Genomic DNA, 24969 nt, shown 5'->3' with positions numbered 1-24969 from the left:
CGTGTCTTACATATTATCATAATCAGAAAGATGGGGAAAACATGGCAGAACAGCATCAGGCGCAGGAACAGCACGAGCAGACCGCGGAGGAGCTGCACGAACTGAAGCGCATCCGCCGCGAAAAGCTGGCGGAGCTGCAGGCTGCGGATGCAGATCCGTACCAGCAGGTGCGCTTTGAACGTGACCATCACACAAACGAGATCCACGAGCGGTTTGAGGAACTGGAGGGCAAGACCGTCCGTCTGGCCGGCCGTATGATGAGCAAGCGCATCATGGGCAAGGCATCCTTCTCCGACCTGTCCGACCGCTACGGCCGCCTGCAGCTTTATATTAAGCGCGATAATGTGGGCGATGAGGTCTATAAGGGCTACAAGAAGTTTGATATCGGTGATATCATCGGTGTGGAGGGCGAGGTGTTCCGCACGCAGAAGGGCGAGATCTCGGTTGCGGTGCATGAGCTGACGCTGCTCTCCAAGAATCTTGCGCCGCTGCCTGAAAAGTGGCACGGCCTGAAGGATACCGATATGCGCTACCGTCAGCGCTATGTTGATCTGATCATCAACCCCGAGGTGCGCGACACCTTTGAAAAGCGCTCGGCGATCGTGCGCGAGATCCGCAATTTTATGGACTCCCGTGGTTTTATGGAAGTGGAAACCCCGTGCCTGAATACCATTCCGGGCGGTGCGGCAGCGCGTCCCTTTATCACACACCACAATGCGCTCGATATTGATATGTACATGCGCATTGCGACCGAGCTGCACCTGAAGCGTCTGATCGTAGGCGGGTTTGAGCAGGTGTATGAAATCGGCCGTATTTTCCGCAACGAGGGCATGGATACCAAGCACAATCCGGAGTTTACCACGATTGAGCTGTATCAGGCCTATACGGATTATCACGGCATGATGGATATCACTGAGGATATGGTCGTGCATGTGTGCGAAAAGGTGCTGGGAACCACCAAGGTGACCTATCAGGGGCTGGAGCTGGACTTCTCCAAGGGCTGGTGCCGCATGACCATGGCGGATGCCGTTAAGGAATACGCCGGACTGGACTTTATGGCGATGAGTCAGGAGGAGGCGCTGGCGGCTGTTCGCGCCAAGGGCGTGGAGGTCGAGCCGGGCAAGGAAAGCTGGGGCGACCTGCTGGCGCAGTGCTACGATGCGTTTGTAGAGGAAAATCTGCTGCAGCCGACCTTTATCATTGACTATCCGGTCGAGATTTCGCCGCTGGCCAAGCGCAAGGCATCTGACCCGCGCCTGACCGAGCGTTTTGAGTGCTTTGTCGCCGGGCGTGAGCTGTGCAACGCCTTCTCTGAGCTGAATGATCCGATCGATCAGCGGGCGCGCTTTGAGCGTCAGGTTGCGCTGCGCGCCGCAGGCGATGACGAAGCCAACATGATGGATGATGATTTTATCAACGCGCTGGAGTACGGCATGCCCCCCACGGGCGGCATGGGCATGGGCATCGACCGTCTGGTCATGTTCCTGACCGATTCGGCCTCCATCCGTGATGTGCTGCTGTTCCCGACAATGAAGCCGCTGGACGGCAAGCCGGGGGAAACTGCCGGTGCAGCAGCTGCTGCGCCGAAGGCAGAAAAGCCGGACTTTTCCAAGGTGAAGATCGAGCCGCTGTTTGAAGAAACGGTAGATTTTGAAACGTTCTCCCGGTCGGATTTCCGCGCGGTCAAGATCGAGGCCTGCGAGGCGGTGCCGAAGAGCAAGAAGCTGCTGCAGTTCACCCTGAACGACGGCACGGAGCGCCGCCGCACGATCCTCAGCGGGATTCATGAATACTATGAGCCGGAGGAGCTGATCGGCAAAACTGCGATCGCGATCGTCAACCTGCCGCCGCGTAAGATGATGGGGATCGAATCGGAAGGGATGCTGATCTCTGCGGTGCATGAAGAGGACGGCCGCGAGGGTCTGAACCTGCTGCTTGTGGATGATCGGATTCCCGCCGGCGCCAAGTTGTACTAAGGCTGCGGGCACTGCCGCTCCGGCGTGGAAGCGCGGACGGCAGCAGCATCGTTCAGCTTGTCGAAAACGTTTTGTTCCCGCGCGCAGTGCAGCTGGCCGTGGGGCCGGCTGCTGCAGGGCAAGCCAATATTTCGATAAAAGCCTGAACGCATACCGTTCAGGCTTTTGGTATTTCGCATGAGCAAAGGAGTATTTCGGGAATGAGCGGTATCAATCTGTTCGGCCGCCGCAGGATGCACCGGTCCATGCACGCCACCATGGTGATCGCGTTGGGCTTTGCCATCACGATCCTGACCGGCGCACTGCTGCTGTGTCTGCCGGTTTCGGCCCGCAGCGGACAGCCGACGGACTTTCTGGATGCGCTGTTTACTGCTACCTCGGCTACCTGTGTGACCGGTCTGATCACGGTCAGCACGGCGGTTCACTGGTCGGGGTTTGGACAAGGTGTGATTCTGGTGCTGATCCAGATCGGCGGTTTGGGATTTATGACAATGGCTTCGATCGCGTCTTTTCTGCTGCGCCGCACAATCACCCTGCGTGAGCGCATGGTGCTCAGTGCGGGGCTGAACTTAACGGAAAACGCCGGTATCGTCCGTCTGACCCGCCGTGTGCTGTTCGGCACGCTGGTGTTTGAAAGTGCAGGTGCACTGCTGCTCAGCACGCGGTTTATTCCGCAGTTCGGCTGGTGGCATGGCCTGAAAATGAGCATATTTCACGCGGTTTCAGCCTTTTGCAACGCAGGATTCGACCTGTTCGGCACCCCGGAGCAGCCGTTTGGTTCGCTGGTGGATTACGTGGGAGATCCGGTTGTCAACCTGACGATCATGGCGCTGATCGTGATCGGCGGGCTGGGCTTTTTTGTGTGGGGCGATATCTGGGACAAGCGGCGCTTCCGCCGCCTGACCCTGCACAGCAAGCTGGTGCTTGTCACAACCGGCGTGCTGCTGCTGACGGGCTTCGGGCTGACCGTCCTGTTTGAGTGGAACAATCCGAAAACGCTGGGGGCGCTCTCCGGCGGGGATAAGCTGCTTGCGGCGGCGTTCCAGTCGGTTACGCTGCGCACCGCGGGTTTCAACACCATCGATCAGGCGGCGCTCACCGGCCCTTCGCAGGCGATCGCCTGCCTGTTGATGATGATCGGCGGTTCGCCCGGATCGACAGCGGGCGGCATTAAAACGGTTACAACGGCGGTGCTGGCAATCAGTGCGATCTCAGCGCTGCGCGGGCGGACAACGGCATCCGCCTTTGGCCGCACGATCGTGCCGCGCAGCATTATGAATGCTATTACCATGATGATCATGGGCGGTGTGCTGGGGCTGAGCGGAGCCTGTGCGATCTCCTATCTGGAGGGCGTGCCGTTTGAGCAGTGTGTGTTCGAGGTGGTTTCGGCGTTCGGTACGGTCGGGCTGACCATGGGGCTGACGCCGATGCTGTGCACCGCTTCGCGTGTGATTTTGATTTTATTGATGTACCTTGGCCGTGTCGGCGTGCTGACACTGGGGGTCGCTGTGCTTATGCGGCACCGGGACCCGCCGAAGATGCAGTATCCGGAGGCCAATGTGATGATAGGCTGATCCGTTTGGCGGCAGATGCCGCCAAACGGGGCGGAAACAGAGGAGTTTTGCATGATGAAATCCTTTTTGGTGATCGGCTTGGGGCGGTTTGGCACTGCGGTGGCGCGGGAACTGTCCGCCTTGGGGCAGGAGGTGCTTGCCCTTGATGTGGATGCGGAAAATGTGCAGCACATTGCCGATGATGTGACACAGGCGATTCAGGGCGATGCGCAGGAGGAAGCCGTGCTGCGCTCGGTTGGTGCGCGCAATTTTGACTGCTGCGTGGTCGCGGTCGGTTCGGATATGGAGGCCAGCATCCTGATTACGGTGATGCTCAAGGAAATGGGCGCGAAATACGTGGTGGCAAAGGCAATGAGTCCGGTGCATGCCCGTGTGCTCGAGCGCGTCGGCGCGGATCGGGTCGTACTGCCTGAAAGTGAAATGGGGCAGCGTCTGGCGCAGCGTTTGGCGCGTACCAACGTGGTGGATTTTATCGGTGTGTCGGATGATTTTTCGATTTTGGAGATCCATCCGCCCAAAAGTTGGATCGGCCATTCGCTGGGACAACTGAACGTGCGTGCGCGCTACCTGATCAATGTGCTGGCGATCCGGCATGGGGAGGGCGGCCATGTGGATGTATCGCCCTCTCCGGAACAGGTGATCGAGAATGGCGATATCCTGATCGTGATCGGCACGAATGACCGTGTCAACGCCGTGGTGGAGCTGCATTGATCGAGGTGCAGAGCCGTCATAACCCCGCGCTGCGGCATCTGGCGCGGTTGGGACGGGAACGGAAATACCGCCGCAGCACAGGAGAAATGCTGTGCGAAGGCGAAAAGATGCTGCGCGAAGCGCTCTCTTCGGGGGCGCAGATCCAAACCCTGCTGGTGCGCGCGGGACGGGAAGCGGAGCTGTCCACTCTGCTCGGACAGGCGGCCGCATCCGGTGCGGCGTTGTATACCGCGCCGGACGCGCTGTTTGCGCTGGCCAGCGAAGTGGAAACGCCGCAGAGTGTGGTGTTTTCCTGCCGGCAGCCGGTGTGGACGGCGCAGGCGCTGAACGGACGGCAGCAGGTTCTGCTGCTGGACGGTTTGCAGGATCCCGGCAACCTTGGCACGATCCTGCGCACCGCCGAAGCCTTTGCGCTCGGCGCTGTGGTGTTGTGCGAGGGCTGCGCTGATCCCTTTTCGCCCAAGGTCGTGCGTTCAACCATGGGCGCGGTGTTCCGCCTGCCGTGCGTGCAGCTGCCGCTGGAACAGGCCGCGGCACAACTGCGGCAGATGGGGCTGCCGCTGTATGCGACTGCGCTGCACGCGGACAGCGTGCCGCTCGGCAGCGTGCCGCTCGGCAGCGCAGCGGTGATCATCGGCAGCGAGGGCAGAGGTGTGTCGCAGCAGGCATTGGCACTTTCCGACCGGCGCATCATTATTCCCATGCATGGGCGTGCAGAATCGCTTAATGCGGGTGTTGCGGCAGCGATTGTGATCTATGAAATGACCAAATAAGGAGGCGGGCATGATGCCGTCACGTTTGAGTTATGTATGGCTGGCACAGAGGAATGGTTTGGGCGCGGGCACTGCGGCAGAGCTGCTGCGGGCGTTCGGTTCGCCGGAGGCCGTATATGCCGCCGACCGGGCAGCGCTGACCGCGTCGGCCTGCCCGCTGCGCAAGGCACAGGTGGATACGCTTTGCGATAAAAATACCGATGAGGCAGCGCGCATCATCGAGCAGTGCACCAGAGCGGGCATCCAGATACTGACGATCGGCGACAGCGCCTATCCTGACCGTCTGCGCGCGATCGCCGATCCGCCGCTTGTGCTCTATGTGCGCGGAAGCTGGCCGGATTTTGATGTGACGCCTGCAGTATCCGTTGTGGGTACGCGCAAGGCCACGCCTTACGGCTTGCACACGGCGGAGGAGATCGGCGCGGCGCTGGCTCGTGCCGGTATGATCACGGTGAGCGGCATGGCGCTTGGCGCGGACGGTGCGGCGCATCGCGGCGCGCTGCGTGCAGGCGGACTGACCGTTGCCGTGCTGGCCGGCGGCGTGGATGTATGCTATCCGCCGCAGCACCGCAGCCTGATGGGGGATATCTTACTGTCCGGCGCGGTCGTGAGCGAATACCCGCCCGGAACAGAGCCGCGCGGCACGCATTACCACAACCGCAACCGGATCATCAGCGGTCTGTCGGTCGCTTCGGTCATTGTGGAAGCGGCGGATTACCGCTCAGGTGCGCTGATCACCGCGCGGCACGCGCTCGATCAGGGGCGGGACGTTTATGCGGTGCCCGGTGCGCTGGACGCACCGCAGTCCCGCGCGTGCAACGAGCTGATCGAAAAGGGAGAGGCCGCGCTGCTGCGCAGTCCGCAGGCGCTGGTGCGCACCTACTTGGGGCTGCTGCCCGACCGCACCGTAGAACAGCAGGCGCGTCGTGCATTCCAACGGCAGACCGGGGAGCGCAGCGCGCCGGCAGCCCGTTCTGCATGGGATGAGATCCGGCGGCGCGAGGAACAGGCGGAACAGCGGGCAAAGCAGGCGGAGAAAACGGAAAAGCCGTCCGCTGCTGCGGCAGCGGCGCTGCCGGCGCACTTGTCGGATGCGGAGCGGCAGATCGCGGAGCTGGTGCAGCAGGGCGTAGGCACTGCCGAGGAATTGATTGAGCGCTGCGGCCTGCCCGCGCCGCGTGTGATGAGTCTGGTCACCATGTTGGAGATGGACGGCGTTCTGCGCCGCGAAAAGGGCAGGCTTGTGCTGGGACGGCAATAGCGTCCGTTGTACAGTCGGAGAAGAAAATGGAAGCGGTCTGCGCTATAAGGCGCAAATGAAATAGCCGCTCTGTGAGCGGCCTTGCAAAATCGAGCTTTGCCCGGTTTTGCAAAACCATCCGGCAGGGAAGCCGCGCCTGCGGCGCGGGCTCCGGCCGGCATTCTCGGGCAGTTTCGCTGCCAGAGAATCAGAACTCGATTGCAAACATCGTTTGCAATCGAAGCTTTGGAGGTTTATATGTCGAAATTAGTCATCGTGGAGTCGCCTGCCAAGGCCAAGACCATCGGGAAATATCTGGGGTCGGAGTATGTGGTCAAGGCATCAATGGGGCACCTGCGCGATTTGCCGAAAAAGAAAATGAGCGTCGATATCGAGCATGATTTCAAGCCGGAATACGTGCCGATCGAAGGGAAAGATAAAATCATCAAGGAGATCCGCAGCGAGATCCGCAAGGCGGACTTCGTCTATCTCGCAACTGACCCGGACCGCGAGGGAGAAGCCATTTCGTGGCACATCAAGGAATTATACAAGCTGAAGGATAAGGATTCCAAGCGCGTCACCTTTAACGAGATCACGCGGCAGGCGGTGCGCTACGGCATCGAGAACCCGCGGGATATCGATATCGATCTGGTCAACGCGCAGCAGGCCCGCCGGATCCTCGACCGCATCGTTGGTTATGAGCTGTCGCCGTTTCTGTGGCGCAAGGTTAAGCGCGGTCTGTCCGCCGGCCGCGTGCAGAGCGTGGCGACCCGGCTGGTGGTGGATCGTGAAAATGAGATCCGCGCGTTTGTGCCGGAGGAATACTGGACGATCGAAGCGCTGCTGCAAACAGCAGACGGCGGACGATTTCCCGCGCGTTATTACGGCGATGCAAACGGCAAAGCCGAGCTGAAGAGCGAGGCACAGGCGCAGGCCGTGCTCGATGCGGTGCAGGGTCGGCCGCTTACCGTGGGCGAGATCAAGCGCGGCAAGAAAAAACGCAGTCCCGCGCCGCCGTTCATCACTTCAACATTGCAGCAGGAGGCTTCCCGCAAGCTCAATATGACGCCGCGCCGCACCATGAGCATTGCGCAGGAGCTGTATGAAGGCATTGAGCTGGGCGAATACGGCCTGACCGGTTTGATCACCTATATGCGTACCGATTCGCTGCGTCTGGCCGATGAGGCGACGGCCGCGGCGGCGGGCTTTATCCGCGGACGGTATGGCGAGCAGTACTATCCCGGCAAGCCGCGTGTGTTCAAAACCAAGGGCAATGCGCAGGATGCGCACGAAGCGATCCGCCCGTCCGATGTTAAGCTGCTGCCGGAGGAGATCCGGCGCTATCTCACGCCCGACCAGTTTAAGCTGTACCGGTTGATCTGGTCGCGTTTTGTGGCCTGTCAGATGGTGGATGCGATCCTTGATACGGTGTCGGCTGATATTGTGTGCGAGGGACAGGTGTTCCGCGCGTCCGGTCATACAGTTGCCTTCCCCGGCTTTACCGCCGTTTATGAAGAAGGCACGGATGAGGAAAAGAAGAGCGGTGATGCAGGCAAGCCGCTGCCGCGCTTTGACAAGGGCGATATGGTTACGGCAGAAAAGCTCGAACCGGCGCAGCATTTCACCCAGCCGCCCGCGCGGTATACCGAGGCGTCGCTCATCCGCGCGATGGAGGAGCGCGGCATTGGCCGCCCGTCCACCTATGCGCCGACGATTTCGACGATCATCGACCGCGACTATGTGACGAAGGAAAATAAGGCGCTGCGTCCCACGCCGCTGGGCGAGGGCGTGACCGGTCTGCTGGTGGATGAGTTCAAGTCGGTGGCAGATTATGAGTTTACCGCCAATATGGAAGAGCAGCTCGATGAGGTCGAAGCCGGAAAGCTGGATTATATCACGCTGCTGCACCAGTTTTATGATGGATTTGAAAAAGCGCTCGGTCAGGCGGAGATCGATCTGGAGGGCAAGCGCATCAAAATCAAGGATGAGGTCACGGACGTTATCTGTGATAAGTGCGGCCGCAATATGGTAATCAAATCCGGGCGGTTCGGCAAGTTTTTGGCCTGCCCGGGCTTCCCTGAGTGCACCAACACCAAGCCGATCACAGAGGACACCGGCGCGGCCTGTCCGGTGTGCGGCGCTAAGGTCGTTAAGAAAAAATCGGCGCGCGGCTATGTATATTACAGCTGCGATACCTATCCCACCTGTCAGTTTATGACGTGGGACAAGCCGCTGAAAACCAAGTGCCCGAACTGTGATTCCTCGCTGTTCCGCCATACCGACCGGGACTCCAAGGAGGTCACCGATGTATGTCTGCGCGAGGGCTGCGGCTACACCGATCTGGTCAAGGAAGGCCTGCCGCCAGAGGAGGCGGAAAAGAACCGCCAGCGCCGGGAAGCGCGTGCGGCAAAGGCTGCCGAGCGGGCAGCGGCCAAGGAAGCCGCCGCAGCAGCCGGCGAAGGGGAGGAAGCCCCGAAGAAGGCGGCGAAAAAGCCTGCGGCTAAGAAAACAACAGCAAAAAAGCAGGTGCCGTGGATGACCAAAACCACGAACCGCTTCAAAAAGCTGAAGGAGGAAGATGTGCAGGCGCTTACCCCCAAGCAGCAGGAGCAGTATGCCAAGGCACTGGCCAAGGCGGAGCAGGAAAAGGCTGCGGAAAAGGAAAAGAAAGCCGCGGAAAAGAAAAAGGCGGCGAAAAAGCCTGCGGCGGGTAAGACGTCCGCCCGGAAGAAAACAAGCAGGGAGGATGCAGATGCTTGATACAGTAACCGTGGTCGGCGCGGGGCTGGCCGGCTGTGAGGCTGCGTGGCAGCTGGCACAGCGCGGCGTGCCCGTGCGGCTGCATGAGATGAAGCCCGCGCAGCACAGCCCGGCGCATCATTCGGATGATTTTGCCGAGCTGGTGTGTTCCAACTCCCTGCGTTCGGATGAACTGTCCAATGCAGCGGGACTGCTCAAGGAAGAGCTGCGCCGTCTGGACAGCCTGATCATTGCCTGCGCGGATGCCAACCGCGTGGAGGCCGGCGGCGCGCTGGCGGTCGATCGGGAAGCATTTGCCCGTGCGGTAACGGAGAAAATCAAAGCGCATCCGCTGATCGAGATCGTGTACGGCGAGGTGACCGAGATCCCGGCGGGGCGGGTTGTGGTCGCGTCCGGGCCGCTGACCTCGGACGCGCTGTTTGAGGCGATCCACCGTAAGGTGGGCGGGGATTTCCTGCATTTTTATGATGCGGCTGCGCCGATCGTTGCGGCGGAAAGCATTGATATGGATTCCGCTTATATCGCCTCCCGCTACGGCAAGGGAACGGCAGATTATATCAACTGCCCGTTCACCCGGGAGGAGTATGACGCTTTCTGGAACGCACTGACCACGGCGGAGGAAGCGCCGGTGCATGGGTTTGAGGATTCCAAGGTGTTTGAGGGCTGCATGCCGATCGAGGTCAACGCCCGGCGGGGGTATGATACCATGCGCTACGGCATTTTGAAGCCGGTCGGCCTGCCCGACCCAAAAACAGGGAAGGATCCGTATGCGGTGCTCCAGCTGCGGCGGGACAATGCGCAGGGCACGCTGTATAATCTGGTCGGCTGCCAGACCCACCTGAAATGGGGGGAGCAGAAGCGGGTGTTTTCCATGATCCCGGCGCTGCGCCATGCCGAGTTTGTACGCTACGGTGTGATGCACCGCAATACATTTTTGGATGCCCCGCGCCTGCTGGATGCAACCTATGCCTTGAAGGCCGATCCGCGTATCCGATTTGCCGGGCAGATGACCGGTGTGGAAGGGTATGTGGAATCCACCGCATCGGGCTGGGTTGCAGGTGCGGCGACCGCGCTGGAGGTTTTGGGACGCTCCTTCCCCGCACTCGACCGCCGGACGGCGACGGGTGCGCTGGCCTGTTATATTTCTGACCATACCGTTGTTAAATTTCAGCCGATGAACATCAATTTCGGCATTCTCGATCCGCTTGGGTATAAAATTAAGGGAAAGCGGGAGAAGAATACAAAAATTTCCGAGCGGGCGCTTGAAGCGATCGGCAGTTTGAAAGGGGAGCTTTGACATGAGGATCATTGTGGACGCCATGGGCGGCGATCATGCGCCAGAGTCCGCCGTTTGGGGCGGTGCGCTGGCGGCAAAGGAGTTCGGCGAGGAGGTTGTGCTGGTTGGCCGTCCGGAGCCGATTGCGGAGATCCTCAAGGCCAAGGGGATGGCGGAACAGCCCGGCCTGCATATCGTGCCGGCGTCCGATCTGGTGGATATGCATGATGATCCGGCAACCGTGCTGCGCCGCAAACCGGATTCTTCCATGGCGGTGGCGTTCAAGCTGCTGAAAAGCGGCGAGGGGGATGCGTTGGTTTCTGCGGGCAACACAGGGGCGCTGCTTACCGGCGCGACCCTGTTCGGCGGGCGCATCAAGGGCATCCGCCGCGGTGCGCTCGCCCCGGTGATGCCCTGTGCCGGCGGTCAGGTCATGCTGTGCGACGCGGGTGCGAACACCGAGTGCACGGCGGAGATGCTGCTGCAATTTGCGTTTTTGGGTTCGCTGTATGCGGAAAAGATCAGCGGGGTGCATAATCCGCGTGTTGGTCTGGTCAACAACGGCACGGAGGATACCAAGGGTGATCCGCTGCGCCGGGAGGCCTATGCCCTGCTCAAGAAAGCGGGTGATGCAGGCCGCCTCAACTTTGTCGGCAATGTGGAAGGCAGCATGGTGCCGCTCGGCGCATGTGATATTGCCGTGTGCGACGGATATTCGGGCAATGTGATGCTGAAAACCATTGAAGGGGTCGCCAAATTCATGGCCGGGCAGATCAAGGGCGTATTTACGCGCAATTTAGCTACCAAGATGGGATATCTGGCCTGCAAAAAGGGCATGGATGAATTCCGCGGCCTGTTCGATCAGGACCGGGTGGGCGGTGCGCCCTTCCTTGGGATCGCCAAGCCGGTCATCAAGGCGCATGGCTCCTCCGGCGAGATCGCTGTGATGAACGCGGTGCGGCAGGCGATCGCCTATACCAAGTCGGGTATGATCGATGCGGTGCGGGAAAACATAGCGTACATGACGGTATCCGAATCCGAAGGATAACCGGATGAAAACAACTGCGGTCACAGCAGCGCTGCGGCCGCAGTTCCAAACAGCGGGAGGTGAAGGTATATATGCTGCATATCGATTATCAATTTCAAAACAAAACGCTGTATCAAACGGCGATGACCCATTCGTCCTACGCCAACGAACATCGCGGCAATCATCTGCACCACAACGAACGGCTGGAGTTCCTTGGCGATTCCGTGCTCGGCTTTGTCACAGCGGATTATCTGTTCACGCACTATCCCGATCTGCCGGAGGGCGAGCTGACCAAGCTGCGCGCGGCAGTCGTGTGCGAGGGCGCGCTGTGCGAGATCGCGAGGGAACTCGGCATTCCGCAGGAGATCCGTTTGGGTCACGGCGAGGAATTGGGCGGCGGACGGGAGCGTCCGTCCATTCTGGCAGATGCGACCGAGGCGCTGCTCGGCGCGATTTTTATGGATGGCGGTATTGAGCCGGCGCGTGCGTTCGTGCTGCGATTTATTCCGTATAAGGTGGAGGCTGCAATCGCCGGCGGCGCATTTAAGGATTACAAGACGATGCTGCAGGAAATCGTGCAGAAGAACAAGCAGGAAACGCTGCAATACCGTTTGGCGGGGCAGTCCGGACCGGATCACGATAAACGGTTTACGATGGAGCTGCTGCTCAATTCCAATGTGTTCGCGTTGGGCACGGGGCGCAGTAAAAAGGAAGCCGAACAGATGGCGGCCAAAAAAGCGCTCGAGCTGATGGGCGAGGGCTGACAGATAAGCGATCCCGGTGCAGGGCAGCCGCCCTTGGCACCGGGATCGCTTTTTGCGTAAGGATCAAAACCAGAGATGGTCCTGCGGACGGAAGCGGGGGGTGGGACCGTCCGCGTAGGGGTCATAGGTGTTCGTATTGCATCCGAATTCCTTGAGCGAGGCGATTTTGTCGTCCGCCGTCCAACGGATGAGGGAGAGACCGTCAAAGGCCTCGGTGTTGCCGTTGTGCATTTGGTTTTTGAAATACCACTGCACAATGGTATGCTCATCGCTGTGAAAAAAGCGCTGGATGTCCCACTGCAGTACGCATCCGCGCGTATTCCATTCGGTAAACCAGTGCTGTATTTGAGTGATACCGTGGTATTCCGGCCCCCAGCTTTCCGTATAGATGCAGTCCTCGGCGAAGATGTCTTCTATACCATGCGAAGAGCCGGTCAGCCACATGGCAAACCAGTGCCGGATCAGCTGTTCTCTGTGCTTCATTGCGCGCACGTCCTTCCTCTTGTAAGATATTGCTGCTTTTAGCATAGCACACAAGGGCGGTGATTTGTAGATAAGCTGTAAATTATCCCGCTGTGCATTGAAAAACAGGCCGTACGGTGGTAGAATGATACCATATATATTTACGAGGTGTTACATGGTTCTCAAGAGCCTGCTCTTACAAGGCTTCAAATCCTTTCCCGACAGAACAGAGATCAAATTTCTCGGCGGCATGACCGCGATCGTCGGGCCGAATGGATCGGGAAAATCCAATATATCGGATGCTATCCGCTGGGTGCTGGGAGAGCAGTCCTCGCGCTCGCTGCGCGGTGCGAAGATGGAGGATGTCATCTTCGGCGGTACAGCAAAGCGCGGCCCGGTCGGCTTTGCGGAGGTATCGCTGATTCTGGATAATGCAGCGGGCGTGTTCCGGTCGGAATATACCGAGCTTATGGTGACCCGCCGCTATTACCGCTCGGGCGAGAGCGAGTATTTCCTGAATAAAAAGCACTGTCGCCTGCGGGATATCCACGAGCTGTTTATGGATACCGGTTTGGGACGCGACGGCTATTCCATTATCGGGCAGGGGCGGATCGATGAGATCCTCTCCCTGAAAAGCGAAGATCGCCGGGAAATTTTTGAGGAAGCTGCCGGTATTACGAAGTTCCGGTACCGCAAGGAGGAGGCAGAGCGCAAGCTTGCCGCTACCGAGGATAATCTGACCCGCATTCACGACCTGTATGATGAGCTGGAGCGGCAGATCGATCCGTTGAGCAAGCAGGCTGAAAAGGCAAGGCAGTACCTGCTGCTGCGCGACGAGCTGCGCGTACTGGAGATATCACTTTGGCTGCTGTCGCTGGAGCGTATTAAGGCGGATACCGAAAAGTTGGAAAGCGACCGCGCCATCTGTGCGGAACAGCTTGCAGCGGCAAAACAAGCACAGGAGGGGCTGTATGCCCGCTCCGAACAGCTTGCCGGTGAGATACGGACGATCGACCGCGCGGCGGACAGCCTGCGGCAGCAGCTGCGGGAGACCGAACAGCGCGCTGCGGATCAGTCCGGCCGTGCCGCGGTGCTCAAAGCCAACATTCACAATTATCAGGAAAATATCGACCGTGCCCGGCGCGAAAGCAGCCAGCGAGCCGAACAGGTGCGCAATCTGGATGGACAGCTTGCGGAGCGGCGCACGCGGATCGGGCTGCTGGATGCAGCGCAGCAGGGGCTGACCGACCGTTTGGCCGCGTTGGAGCAGGCGGATGCATCGCAGGCATCGGTGCAGCAGCAGGCGGTGCAGGCGGTGCAGGCGGCGGCGCAGGCACACGAGGCCTGCCGCAATACGCTGCATACGCTGGCGCTTGACCGCACCGCAGCAGAAACCGGACTGGCCGGGATGGACAGCCGGCGCACGACGATCGCAGCGGATATACAGGCCGCGGCCGGGCGGCTGGAAGCGGAGCAGCAGGCGCAGGAACAGATGGAAACGCAGCTGCACGCCTGTCTGGACATCCTTGCGGGAGCGGAGAATAAAATGCAGGGTGTGGCGCTCAAGGCGGAGAGCCGCCGGCGCAAGGTGGATGCCCTGCGGGAGGAGCAGCAGAAAACCGCTGCTGCGCTGACCAACGCGCAGGGCAGGGTAAAAATGCTGTCCGATATGCAGCGGGAGTATGAGGGCTTTTCCCGTTCAGTCAAGGCGGTCATGCAGCAGGCGGAACGGGGCGCGATGCACGGGGTGCACGGGCCGGTGTCCTCTCTGCTGACGACTGAGGATCGTTTTGTGACCGCGATCGACACTGCACTGGGTGCGTCCGCTTCTTCTGTTGTGGTGGATACCGCAGCAGACGGTAAGCGCTGCATCGAATACCTGCGGCGGACGGACGGCGGACGCGCGACCTTTTTGCCGGCCGATACCATCCGTCCGAATACCCTGCGGGAAACCGGGCTGGAGGAGCAGCCGGGCTGCTTTGGCACGGCTGACAGGCTGGTGCGGTTTGACAAGCGCTATGCGGCAATCGTGCAGAATCTGCTGGCACGCACGGTCGTTTCGGAGAATATGGATACTGCACTGGCGCTTGCCAAGGCGTATGGACACCGCTTCCGTATCGTGACACTGGACGGCCAGATCATACAGGCCGGCGGCGCGATGACGGGCGGTTCGGCATCCCGCGGGACGGGCGCACTGGCGCGGGCGGCAAAGCTGCGTGCCGCGCAGGAGCAGGTGCGTATGTTGGAGTCACAGGCGGAGCAGACGGACGCACGCTGGCGCACGGCAAAAGAAGAACTGGCTGCGCTGGATTATGATCTCAAGGCGATCGAAGCCGAACGCAGCCGCGCCGCACAGGAGGAAGCCGGTCTGCGCGCCGCTGTGCAGCAGCATGCAGCACTGGTGGAAAGTGTGCGGCAGCAGCATGACGGGCTGGCGCTCGAACGGGAAAACCTGTCCGCCGCCCGGGAACAGTATGAGCAGACCATCCGCCGCTGCGGCGAGCGGGAAACGGCGGCGCGTGAGGCCTGCGGACAGGCGGAACAGCGTCAGGCACAGGCGCGTGCAGCGCTTGATGCACTGGAAGAAGAAGCGGCCGGACGTGCCGCGCAGCGGGCGGCCCTGCAGACCGAATTGGCGGAAAACCGTTCGGAAGCGGCGAGCGAGCAGCGCGCGTTGGCAGATCTGGAACGGCTGAAGGAAGAGCTGGATGCAGGGGTGACCGGCGCGGATGAAGCCGCTGCGGAATATGAAGCGGAGATCCGACGGCTGGAAGAAGAGCTGGTGCAGACGCAGGCGCTGCATGTGCAGTCCGGTGCGGCGGCAGAGCAGATCAGCGGGCAGATCCAAGCGCAGTTAACCCTGCGTGAACGGATCGAGGGCGATCGCACCCGGGTCGATCGTGACGCGCAGAGCCGGAATGAGGAGATCCTGCATCTCGAGCGGGAGACAGCACGTTTGGAGAACCGTGCCGGGCAGCTGAAAAACGAAGAAACGCAGATTTTGGATAAAATGTGGGAAAGCTATGAGCTGACCCCCACACCGGCGGCTGAGGCCGCCCGGCCTGTGGATGATATTCCGGAGGCAAAGGAGCAGGCGCGCAGCCTGCGCGGACAGATGAAGGCGCTCGGCAACGTCAATCTGGACGCAGTGGAGGAATACCGTCAGGCCATGGAGCGCTATACCTTTATGGGAGAGCAGAAAGCTGATCTCGAGAAGGCACAGCATGAACTGTACAAGGTCATAGAACAACTGACGGTGAACATGAAGGAGATTTTTGCTTCTGAGTTTGCCAAACTGAACGCCTATTTCGGGGAAACCTTCCGCGAGATATTCGGCGGCGGACATGCGGAGCTGTCGCTGGCTGATACCTCGGATATTTTGAACTGCGGCATTGATATCCGTGTTTCCCCGCCGGGTAAGTCGGTCAAAACGCTGACGCTGCTTTCCGGCGGTGAAAAGGCGTTCGTGGCGATCGCACTGTATTTTGCGATCCTCAAGCTGCGGCCTACACCGTTCTGCGTGCTCGATGAGATCGAAGCCGCGCTGGACGACGTGAATGTGGCGCGGTTTGCGCAGTACATCCGTCGGCTGACCGATGCGACCCAGTTCATCGTCATCACGCATCGCCGCGGCACGATGGAAGAGGCCGACATGCTGTACGGTGTGACCATGCAGGAGCAGGGTGTCTCCAAGATGCTGATGCTCAATCTCGCGGAGGCGGAAAAACAGCTCGGAAATGCGATCCGGTAATTCCGACAACAAAGGGGGAACACCGTATGTATTGGGATATTTTTGCCCTGCTGGCCGCAGCAGGCAAAAACTTGTGGTTTTTATGGCCGATGACCTTTGTGTTCGGGCTGACGAGTGCGATTTTTTATACGCATCCGCAGGCGGAGGAAAGCGAAGAAGCGCGTGATAAGCGCGAGAAGCGGATGCTGCTGGGCGAGCTTGCCGCAGGGGCGTCGCTGATCATTTTGTTTTGCGCGGCGATCGGTTAAATTCGTAAGGAGTTTTGATAGATGGGATTTTTTGATAAAATCAAACAGGGCTTACAGAAAACCAGTGATGCGGTCAACCGCTCGCTGGACAACGTGTTCGCGGCGTTCGTCAAGATCGACGCGGATCTGCTTGAAGAGCTGGAGGAGGCGCTCATCCTTTCCGATGTGGGCGCAGAAACCTCAGTGAAAATTGTGGCGGAGGTGGAAAAACGTGCTAAGCTGCAAAAAGTTACCACCGCGCCTGAACTGCGTGATCTGCTGCGCGAGGTGCTGACTGACCATATGCTGGAAAACCAGCCGCTTGACGTATCGGGCAAGCCGGCGGTCATTCTGGTAATCGGCGTCAACGGCGTAGGCAAGACCACATCGATCGGCAAGCTGGCCGCCCGCTATGTCAGCGAGGGGAAAAAGGTCATGCTGTCTGCGGCAGATACATTCCGCGCGGCGGCGGCCGACCAGCTCGAGATCTGGGCGAAACGCGCCGGGGCGGACATTGTGCGCCATGGCGAGGGTGCGGATCCGGCGGCGGTCGTGTTTGATTCGATCTCCGCAGCCAAGGCGCGCGGCAGCGATATCATCATTGTGGATACGGCGGGGCGTTTGCACAACAAGGCCAACCTGATGAACGAGCTGGCTAAGATCGACCGGGTGATCACGCGCGAGCTGCCCGAAGCCTCACGCGAGACGCTGCTGGTGCTGGACGCGACCACCGGGCAGAATGCCGTGCATCAGGCGGAGGAGTTCAATAAGGCCGCCCAACTGACCGGCATCGTGCTGACCAAGCTGGACGGCACCGCCAAGGGCGGTATCGTGATCGCCATTTCGGCAGGACTGGGCGTACCGGTCAAGCTGGTCGGCGTAGGCGAAGGGATCGACGATCTGATCGATTTTGACCGCGCGGCCTTTTTGGAAGCGCTGCTGCCCGAAGCGCAGGAAGGAGAAGGATAAATGCAGAGACCGGACGGAAGAACACCCGGCGCGATGCGCCCGGTGAAAATCACAACGGATTATACCATGTACGCCGAAGGCTCGGTGCTGGTGGAGATGGGCAATACCAAGGTCATCTGCACCGCTTCGGTGGAGGAAAAGGTGCCGCCCTTTCTGGAGGGCAAGGGGCTGGGCTGGGTCACGGCGGAATACGCTATGCTGCCCCGTGCAACCAATACCCGCAAAAAGCGCGATATCAAGAGCCTCAAGCTGGATGGCCGTTCGAGCGAGATCCAGCGGCTGATCGGCCGCAGCCTGCGCGCCGTGGTCGACCGTGCCGCGCTCGGTGAGCGGCAGATCACGATTGACTGCGATGTGATCCAGGCGGACGGCGGCACGCGCTGTGCGTCCATTACGGGCGGGTTTGTTGCCCTGTGGCTGGCGTGCAAAAAGCTGCTCGACGAGGGCGTGATTGCAGCCATGCCGCTGACGGCGCAGGTTGCGGCGGTATCGGTCGGCATTTTTGAGGAGGAAGCGGTGCTGGATCTGAACTACGCGGAGGACAGCCGCGCAATCGTGGACTGCAATGTGGTGATGACCTCCAAGGGCGAGTTTATCGAGGTGCAGGGTACCGGGGAAGGCCGTCCGTTTACGGAAACGGAGCTGAAACGGCTGCTCGGCCTCGGCAAACGCGGCTGCGCGCGGCTGTGCCGGGCGCAGAGCCGGGTCATGGGGGAGGCGCTTTGATGCAGTTTGTACTGGCTTCCCACAATCAGAAAAAGCTGGCGGAGCTGTCCGTGATTCTGAATGGTTTGGGGATCGAGATCCTTCCGCTGCCGGAACAGGCGCCGGAACCGGAGGAAAACGGCACGACATTTGAGGAAAACGCCCGGATCAAGGCGAAAAGTGCGGCAGACTTTACCGGACTGCCGGCGATTGCGGATGATTCCGGCCTGTGCGTGGACGCGCTGGACGGTGCACCGGGAATTTATTCTGCGCGCTACTGCGCAGGGACCGATCAGGATCGCAATGCCTTTCTGCTGCAAAACATGCAGGGGCAGGAAAACCGTACGTGCCGGTTTGTCTGTGCGGCGGCATGTGTGCTGCCGGATGGGGAAACCATTACCGTGCGCGGTGAATGCGAAGGCGAGCTGCTCTGCGAAAGCCGCGGCGCGGGCGGTTTCGGATATGATCCGCTGTTTTACGTGCCGTCCCACGGCTGCACGTTCGGTGAATTGCCGGGCGAAGTGAAAAATGAAATTTCCCACCGTGGGCGTGCGCTGCGCAAGCTGCGCGAGGCGCTGGAACTGCGGATGCAGGATACAGGATTTGAGAACGGATAAGGAGAAAAACAACTATGCTGACTACCAAACAGCGCGCGCAATTGCGTGCGATGGCCAACCCGCTGGCCGATACACTGATTATCGGCAAGGAGGGCGTGACCGATGCGGTCGAGCGTCAGCTTGATCAGCTTCTGGAGGCGCATGAGCTGGTCAAGGGCAAGGTGCTGGAAAGTGCCCTGCTGACGCCGCGCACGGTTTCTGAAGCGCTGTGCGAAGCGACCGGCGCAGAACCGGTGCAGTGCATCGGTTCCAAGTTTGTGCTGTACCGTCAGGCGCGGGAGAAGGATAAAAGAAAGATCGTGCTGGTAAAATGAGGACGGGACTGCTGGGCGGCACATTCAATCCGCCGCATTTGGGACACCTGCACGCCGCGCGTCTGGCACAGCAGGCGCTGGGGCTGGATCGTGTGCTGTTTATCCCGACGAATATCCCGCCGCACAAGGCGCTGCCGGAGGATACCGCCACCGCGGCGGACCGCTGTGAGATGGTGCGCCGGATGACTGCGGATCAGCCATGGGCGCGGCTGGATACGATCGAGATCGACCGCGGCGGTGCAAGCTACACGGTGGATACGCTGCGTGCGCTGCATGCGCGCGGGGAAGAGGATCTGTACCTGATCGTCGGCACGGATATGCTGCTTTCGTTTGACCGTATCTGGCGTGCGCCGGAGGAGATCGCACGGCTGTCCACGCTGGCGGTATGTGCACGGGAGGAGGAGGACTGGCCGGCACTGGCGCGCAAGGCGGAAACCCTGCGGCGCGAGCTGCATGCCAAAATCGAAATGGTGCGGGGCGGTAGCCTGCCCATTTCATCGACCGAGCTGCGGCAGGGCGGCGCACTGCGCCGTTATACCGCGCCCGCGGTCGCGGATTATATCGAGCAGCATCATTTGTACGGATATTGACGATACAACACTTCGATATAAACAGAAAGGCGGGTCAAAGTTATGTTGTGTAATGATGAAATGCGCAAGGGCATTCTGTCGAGGCTGCGCGGATACCGGTATGAGCATTCGCTCGGGGTGGAGCGCGCTGCGCGCCGTTTGGCAGAGCAGTACGGCGAAGACCCGGATCGGGCGGGCACGGCGGCGATCCTGCACGACATAACCAAACATCTTTCTCCGCAGGAACAGTTGAATTTATGTGAAAAATACGGTATAATACCCTGTGCTGTTGAAAAAAGCGAGCCGAAAATGCTGCACGGCAAAACCGCTGCAGCCATTGCCCGCGCGGAATACGGCATGCCGGAGGAGATCTGTCAGGCGATCGCCTGCCATACCACCGGACGAAACAGGATGACATTGCTGGATAAGATTCTTTATCTGGCGGATTACATTGAGGAGACGCGCGATTTCCCCGGCGTGGATCAGGCACGCGAGCTGGCAAAAACCAGCATCGACCGCGCACTGCTGTATTGCTATGACCAGACCTTGATCGAGCTGGTCACACGCGGCAAGCTGATCCACAGTGATACGATTGCTGCCTATAACGATATGATACGGCAGGGAATCCGCTGGAGGGAAGCGTAAGATGGAACTGGAGGCAGAAAACGCTTGAAACTTTTTGGAGGCAGCGGCGGCCATCGTAAAACGCCGGCCCGTAAAACGGAGGACCGCCCATCCCGCGCATCGGCGCCGCAGAGCGCACCGCGTCAGGCAGCGCCGGCGCCGGGCAGCGCACCGCGTGCCACTGCGCCCCGGCCGGACGGAAAAAAAGGTGCAAAGGTAAAAAAACCGCTGACCCGGCAGCAGCGCACGCGGCGGATCGTGATTTCCGTGGTGGTGGTATTGGCGCTTCTGGCAGGGCTGACGGCCGCAGCAGTGTGGTTTATCCGCCCGCCGCAGGCGAACGATCCCACCATCAAGGATAAGGAAAACGGCGATAAGATCAATGTGGACAGTCTGCTCAACTCGGGCACGCGCATCAGTGATGTGTTCACATTTGTGGTCGGCGCAGTGGATGAGGATGAGACCCGCACAGATGCGCTCATGGTCGCAACGATGGATATCAAGAAAAAAAACATCAACATCATGAACATCCCGCGTGATACCATGTGCAACAATGGGGTGACCGGCGCCGCCCGCAAGATCAACGCGGCTTATGGCATGAGCAAGGGCATCGAGCAGACCAAAAAAGAGATCGAGCGGCTGATGGGCTTCCAACCGGATAAGTACGTGATCGTCAATTTCGACGGTATCGCCGCGATCGTGGATGCGATCGGCGGTGTGGATTATGAGATCCCCTTCCGGATGCAGTATGATGACCCTTCGCAGAACCTGCATATCGACCTGTATGCCGGTATGCACCATCTGACTGGCAAGCAGACGGTCGAGTTCCTGCGCTGGCGGCACAATAACGATTATTCCATGCAGTATGCCAACGGCGACGAAGGCCGTGTGGAAAATCAGCAGAAATTCCTCAAAGCGCTGGCAAAAGAGGTATTCCAGCTGAAAAATGTGCCCAACATTCCCAAAATTGCGGAAGCCGTGTTCCAGAATGTCAAAACCGACCTGACGGCCGGCGAGCTGCTCTGGATGGGGATGCAGGCGGTACAGATCAAAAATGAGAATATCCAGTTTTTCACGCTGCCGGGCTACGGTCAGATGAGCACGGCAGGCAGCTCGACTGCGTATTCTTTCTTCTTCCCGTATTACAAGGAAACACTGGAACTGGTCAATCAGTATTTCAATCCGTATGAGGAAGAAATCATCACGTTGGATATTGTCGGCGGACCGGAAAGCTATTCCGGCGGCTCTGTGACCTATGACCCGGACGACAACGACGTTTGGGGTGATACTACCGGCGGCAGCTCGTCCGGCGGGGATGATTCCGGCGGAGACAGCTCGGGCAGTGATACCTCCGGTGGGGACAGCTCGGGCGGTGATACGTCAGGCGGCGATACCTCCGGCGGGGACAGCTCGTCCGGCGGCGCGTCCGGCGGAGACAGTTCGGGCGGCGATACCTCCGGTGGAGATACCTCCGGCGGGGACAGCTCGGGCAGCGGCAGCACCGGCGGAGACACATCGGGCGGCGATGCCGGTGGAGATACCTCCGGCGGGGACAGCTCGGGCGGCGGCAGTACGGATAGCGGCACGGCCCCACCGGTCGATCCGGAAGCATAACGGAAACAAAAACGTAAAGGAGTTTGTGAATTTGACTGCACAACAGACGGCAAAGGCAATTTGCGAGGCGCTGCTGGAAAAGAAAGGGCAGGATGTTCAGGTCCTGCAGGTTGAGCGGCTGACTGAGCTGACGGAATATTTGGTGATATGCTCTGCCACTTCGACTACACAGGTTAAGGCGCTGGCAGACAATGTAGAATGGCGTCTTAAGTACGACCACGAGACACTGGTGCACCACACCGAGGGGTTTGAATCCAACCAGTGGGTGCTGATGGACTATGGCTGCGTCGTGCTGCACGTATTTATGCCCGAGGCGCGTAAGTTCTATAATCTGGAGAATATGTGGAAGGACGGCACGCCTGTGCCGCTGGCTGAGCTGGGCATCAAGCAGGACGAATAAAAATAGAGAATTGAGAATGGGCAATGGAGCATTTCGTGCCGTCTGATAGGCGATCGGCGCAGTCTGCTGTTGGTTCCATTCTCCATTTTCCATTTTCAATTAGTATTTTGGGGGAAATTCCATTGAACAAATATGAGCATAAGCTGATCGAAAAAAAGTGGCAGGATGCCTGGGATGAAGCACACTGCTTTGAAGCCGAAAACGGCAGCGATAAAGAAAAATTCTATGCACTGGTAGAATTTCCGTACCCGTCCGGTCAGGGTCTGCATGTAGGCCATCCGCGCTCCTACACCGCGCTGGATATCGTGGCGCGTAAAAAGCGCATGCAGGGCTACAACGTGCTGTATCCGATGGGGTGGGATGCGTTCGGCCTGCCGACCGAGAACTTTGCAATCAAAAACCATGTACACCCGGCAGAGGTGACCAAAAAGAATATTGCGCGTTTCAAGAGCCAGCTTAAGAGTCTCGGCTTGTCGTTTGACTGGTCGCGTGAGATCAATACCACCGATCCGAGCTACTATAAGTGGACGCAGTGGATCTTTTTGCAGCTCTTCAAAAAGGGGTTGGCTTACAAAAAGGAAATGAGCGTCAACTGGTGCACCTCGTGCAAGTGCGTGCTGGCGAACGAAGAAGTTGTCGGCGGTGTGTGTGAGCGCTGCGGCAGCGAGGTCGTTCATAAGACCAAGAGCCAGTGGATGCTGGCGATCACCAAGTATGCGCAGCGTCTGATCGATGATCTGGACGATCTGGATTTTATTGAGCGCGTGAAGACCCAGCAGAAAAACTGGATCGGCCGCTCGACCGGTGCGGAGGTTGATTTCAAGACCACGGCCGGCGATGTGCTGACCGTTTATACCACCCGCCCGGATACGCTGTTCGGCGCGACCTATATGGTCATTTCGCCTGAGCATCCGGTGATCGAACAGTGGGCGGACCGGCTGACCAACATGGAAGCCGTCCGCGCTTACCGCGAAGAAGCTGCGCGCAAATCAGATTTTGAGCGCACCGAGCTGAACAAGGACAAGACCGGTGTGCAGCTGGACGGTGTAGCTGCGGTGAACCCGGTAAACGGCAAGCAGATCCCGATTTTCGTATCGGACTATGTATTGATGGGCTACGGCACGGGCGCGATCATGGCCGTGCCGGCGCATGATGACCGCGACTGGGCGTTCGCCAAAAAGTTTGGCTGTGAGATCATCGAGGTCGTTTCCGGCGGTGAGGATGTGCAGAAGGCGGCATTTACCGCGAAGGATGAGACCGGTATTCTCGTCAATTCGGATTTTCTGAACGGCAAAACTGTGAAGGACGCGATCCCGGCGATGACAGCATGGCTGGAAGAGAAGGGGATCGGCCATGCCAAGGTACAGTATAAGCTGCGCGACTGGGTGTTCTCCCGCCAGCGTTATTGGGGCGAACCGATCCCGATCGTGCACTGTGACAAGTGCGGCTATGTGCCGGTGCCGGAGGAGCAGCTTCCGCTGACCCTGCCGGATGTGGAGAGCTATGAACCGACCGAGAACGGCGAATCCCCGCTGGCAAAGATGACCGATTGGGTCAACACCACCTGCCCCTGCTGCGGCGGCCCCGCCAAGCGGGAGACCGATACCATGCCGCAGTGGGCCGGCTCGTCCTGGTATTTCCTGCGGTATATGGATCCGCATAACGATAAGGCGCTGGCCTCCAAGGAAGCACTCGAGTACTGGTCGCCCGTCGATTGGTATAACGGCGGCATGGAGCACACCACGCTGCACCTGCTGTACAGCCGTTTCTGGCATAAGTTCCTGTATGATATCGGCATTGTGCCGACCCGGGAGCCGTATGCCAAGCGCACGAGCCACGGCATGATCCTCGGCGAAAACGGCGAGAAGATGTCCAAGTCCCGCGGCAATGTGGTCAATCCGGATGAGATCGTCGATACCTACGGTGCGGATACCATGCGCCTGTATGAGATGTTCATCGGTGACTTTGAAAAGGCTGCGCCGTGGAGCCCGAAATCCATCAAGGGATGCCGCCGCTTCCTCGAGCGTGTTTGGGCGCTGGCGGAAAAGGTGCAGGAGGGCAACAGCTACTCCGGGCAGCATGAGGTACTGATGCACCGCACGATCAAAAAGGTCGGAGAAGATGCAGACGCCCTCAAGGCCAACACGGCGATCGCTGCGCTGATGAGTATGCTCAATGAGTTTTACGACAAGGGCGTGAACCGCGCTGAGTATATGACGTTCCTCAAGCTGCTGAGTCCCTTTGCGCCGCATATCACGGAGGAACTGTGGCAGATGATGGACGGCGAGGGTTTGCTCTCGGTGGCATCGTGGCCGGTATATGATGAGGCCAAAACCGTGGAGGATACGGTCGAGGTAGCGGTGCAGGTCAACGGCAAGCTCAAGTGCACGATCAAGCTGCCGGCGGATTGTGACAAGCAGACGGCGATCGATACTGCATTGGCAGAAGAGAAGGTGCAGCACGCGGTAGAGGGGAAACAGATGGTCAAACAGATCGTGGTTCCCGGAAAAATTGTGAATCTGGTTGTCCGCTGAACTTTGTTGTTGACAGAGACAGTAAAAACAGATATAATATTCTTACGGTTTTGTGTGCCTGTGCATTGCAAGCCGTGCAAAG

21 protein-coding genes are annotated in these 24969 nt (G+C 59.4%); 20 read left to right on the top strand and 1 reads right to left on the bottom strand.

Features of this window, described 5'->3' with window-relative positions:
• The first annotated feature begins 41 nt into the window (after nucleotides 1–41).
• From lysS to rnc, 9 genes are all read left to right on the top strand, one after another.
• On the top strand, nucleotides 42–1976 hold the full coding sequence (gene lysS, locus T363_RS0100270) for a lysine--tRNA ligase (protein WP_031472094.1): 1935 nt from the start codon (nucleotides 42–44) through the stop codon (nucleotides 1974–1976).
• A gap of 200 nt (nucleotides 1977–2176) precedes the next feature.
• Nucleotides 2177–3550 (top strand): TrkH family potassium uptake protein, encoded by a 1374-nt coding sequence (locus T363_RS0100260; RefSeq protein ID WP_051642990.1) that lies wholly within the window; start codon nucleotides 2177–2179, stop codon nucleotides 3548–3550.
• A gap of 51 nt (nucleotides 3551–3601) precedes the next feature.
• The gene (locus tag T363_RS0100255; protein WP_207640611.1) at nucleotides 3602–4261 is read left to right on the top strand and encodes a potassium channel family protein; all 660 of its coding nucleotides are present in this window, start codon (nucleotides 3602–3604) and stop codon (nucleotides 4259–4261) included.
• Nucleotides 4262–4266: 5 nt separating this feature from the next.
• On the top strand, nucleotides 4267–5034 hold the full coding sequence (locus T363_RS0100250) for a TrmH family RNA methyltransferase (protein WP_242840205.1): 768 nt from the start codon (nucleotides 4267–4269) through the stop codon (nucleotides 5032–5034).
• Nucleotides 5035–5044: 10 nt separating this feature from the next.
• Nucleotides 5045–6295: a DNA-processing protein DprA gene (gene dprA, locus T363_RS0100245; protein ID WP_078096837.1), complete on the top strand. Its 1251-nt coding sequence runs from the start codon at nucleotides 5045–5047 to the stop codon at nucleotides 6293–6295.
• A gap of 237 nt (nucleotides 6296–6532) precedes the next feature.
• Nucleotides 6533–9034 carry a type I DNA topoisomerase gene (gene topA, locus T363_RS0100240; protein WP_031472082.1) on the top strand — a complete coding sequence of 834 codons (2502 nt, stop codon included), beginning with the start codon at nucleotides 6533–6535 and terminating at the stop codon, nucleotides 9032–9034.
• Entirely contained in the window at nucleotides 9027–10331 is a 1305-nt protein-coding gene (trmFO, locus tag T363_RS0100235; RefSeq protein WP_031472081.1) for a methylenetetrahydrofolate--tRNA-(uracil(54)-C(5))-methyltransferase (FADH(2)-oxidizing) TrmFO, read from the top strand. Before topA ends, trmFO begins: the two co-directional genes overlap by 8 nt.
• A gap of 1 nt (nucleotide 10332) precedes the next feature.
• Nucleotides 10333–11358, top strand: coding sequence for a phosphate acyltransferase PlsX (gene plsX / locus T363_RS0100230; protein ID WP_031472080.1), 1026 nt, complete (start codon nucleotides 10333–10335; stop codon nucleotides 11356–11358).
• Between the two features lie 71 nt (nucleotides 11359–11429).
• Nucleotides 11430–12101 carry a ribonuclease III gene (gene rnc, locus T363_RS0100225; RefSeq protein ID WP_031472079.1) on the top strand — a complete coding sequence of 224 codons (672 nt, stop codon included), beginning with the start codon at nucleotides 11430–11432 and terminating at the stop codon, nucleotides 12099–12101.
• A gap of 63 nt (nucleotides 12102–12164) precedes the next feature.
• Here the strand turns inward: rnc and T363_RS0100220 are convergent, their stop codons facing one another.
• A complete protein-coding gene (locus T363_RS0100220; RefSeq protein ID WP_031472078.1) occupies nucleotides 12165–12584 on the bottom strand; it encodes a nuclear transport factor 2 family protein in 420 nt (139 codons plus the stop codon).
• 154 nt (nucleotides 12585–12738) lie between these two features.
• Here T363_RS0100220 and smc point away from each other — a divergent pair, with 154 nt between their 5' ends.
• The 11 genes from smc to leuS all read left to right on the top strand — a co-directional run bounded on the left by smc (nucleotide 12739) and on the right by leuS (nucleotide 24887).
• Nucleotides 12739–16314, top strand: a complete 3576-nt coding sequence (smc, locus tag T363_RS0100215) for a chromosome segregation protein SMC (protein WP_031472077.1) — start codon at nucleotides 12739–12741, stop codon at nucleotides 16312–16314.
• Between the two features lie 26 nt (nucleotides 16315–16340).
• Entirely contained in the window at nucleotides 16341–16562 is a 222-nt protein-coding gene (locus tag T363_RS0100210) for a hypothetical protein (RefSeq protein ID WP_031472076.1), read from the top strand.
• Nucleotides 16563–16583: 21 nt separating this feature from the next.
• Nucleotides 16584–17510: a signal recognition particle-docking protein FtsY gene (ftsY, locus tag T363_RS0100205; RefSeq protein WP_031472074.1), complete on the top strand. Its 927-nt coding sequence runs from the start codon at nucleotides 16584–16586 to the stop codon at nucleotides 17508–17510.
• Nucleotides 17511–18236: a ribonuclease PH gene (rph, locus tag T363_RS0100200; RefSeq protein ID WP_031472072.1), complete on the top strand. Its 726-nt coding sequence runs from the start codon at nucleotides 17511–17513 to the stop codon at nucleotides 18234–18236.
• Nucleotides 18236–18832 carry an RdgB/HAM1 family non-canonical purine NTP pyrophosphatase gene (rdgB, locus tag T363_RS0100195; protein ID WP_031472070.1) on the top strand — a complete coding sequence of 199 codons (597 nt, stop codon included), beginning with the start codon at nucleotides 18236–18238 and terminating at the stop codon, nucleotides 18830–18832. The genes rph and rdgB overlap by 1 nt, the downstream gene beginning before the upstream one ends.
• A 14-nt stretch (nucleotides 18833–18846) precedes the next feature.
• Nucleotides 18847–19146 carry a YhbY family RNA-binding protein gene (locus T363_RS0100190; protein ID WP_031472068.1) on the top strand — a complete coding sequence of 100 codons (300 nt, stop codon included), beginning with the start codon at nucleotides 18847–18849 and terminating at the stop codon, nucleotides 19144–19146.
• Entirely contained in the window at nucleotides 19143–19736 is a 594-nt protein-coding gene (gene nadD, locus T363_RS0100185) for a nicotinate (nicotinamide) nucleotide adenylyltransferase (RefSeq protein WP_031472066.1), read from the top strand. The genes T363_RS0100190 and nadD overlap by 4 nt, the downstream gene beginning before the upstream one ends.
• A 42-nt stretch (nucleotides 19737–19778) precedes the next feature.
• Nucleotides 19779–20360 (top strand): bis(5'-nucleosyl)-tetraphosphatase (symmetrical) YqeK, encoded by a 582-nt coding sequence (gene yqeK, locus T363_RS0100180; RefSeq protein ID WP_031472064.1) that lies wholly within the window; start codon nucleotides 19779–19781, stop codon nucleotides 20358–20360.
• A 24-nt stretch (nucleotides 20361–20384) separates the two neighbouring features.
• Entirely contained in the window at nucleotides 20385–21953 is a 1569-nt protein-coding gene (locus T363_RS16665) for an LCP family protein (RefSeq protein WP_051642989.1), read from the top strand.
• 25 nt (nucleotides 21954–21978) lie between these two features.
• A complete protein-coding gene (rsfS, locus tag T363_RS0100170; RefSeq protein WP_317394383.1) occupies nucleotides 21979–22353 on the top strand; it encodes a ribosome silencing factor in 375 nt (124 codons plus the stop codon).
• A 122-nt stretch (nucleotides 22354–22475) separates the two neighbouring features.
• Complete coding sequence (leuS, locus tag T363_RS0100165; RefSeq protein ID WP_031472058.1) at nucleotides 22476–24887, top strand: leucine--tRNA ligase; 2412 nt, start codon at nucleotides 22476–22478, stop codon at nucleotides 24885–24887.
• The last annotated feature ends 82 nt before the right edge of the window (nucleotides 24888–24969 follow it).

Origin of the sequence: Agathobaculum desmolans ATCC 43058 (genome assembly GCF_000701665.1) — a bacterium.
Classification (GTDB): domain Bacteria; phylum Bacillota; class Clostridia; order Oscillospirales; family Butyricicoccaceae; genus Agathobaculum; species Agathobaculum desmolans.
The sequence above is the reverse complement of the archived record's forward strand: the minus strand, read 5'-3'. Positions and strand labels throughout refer to the sequence as shown.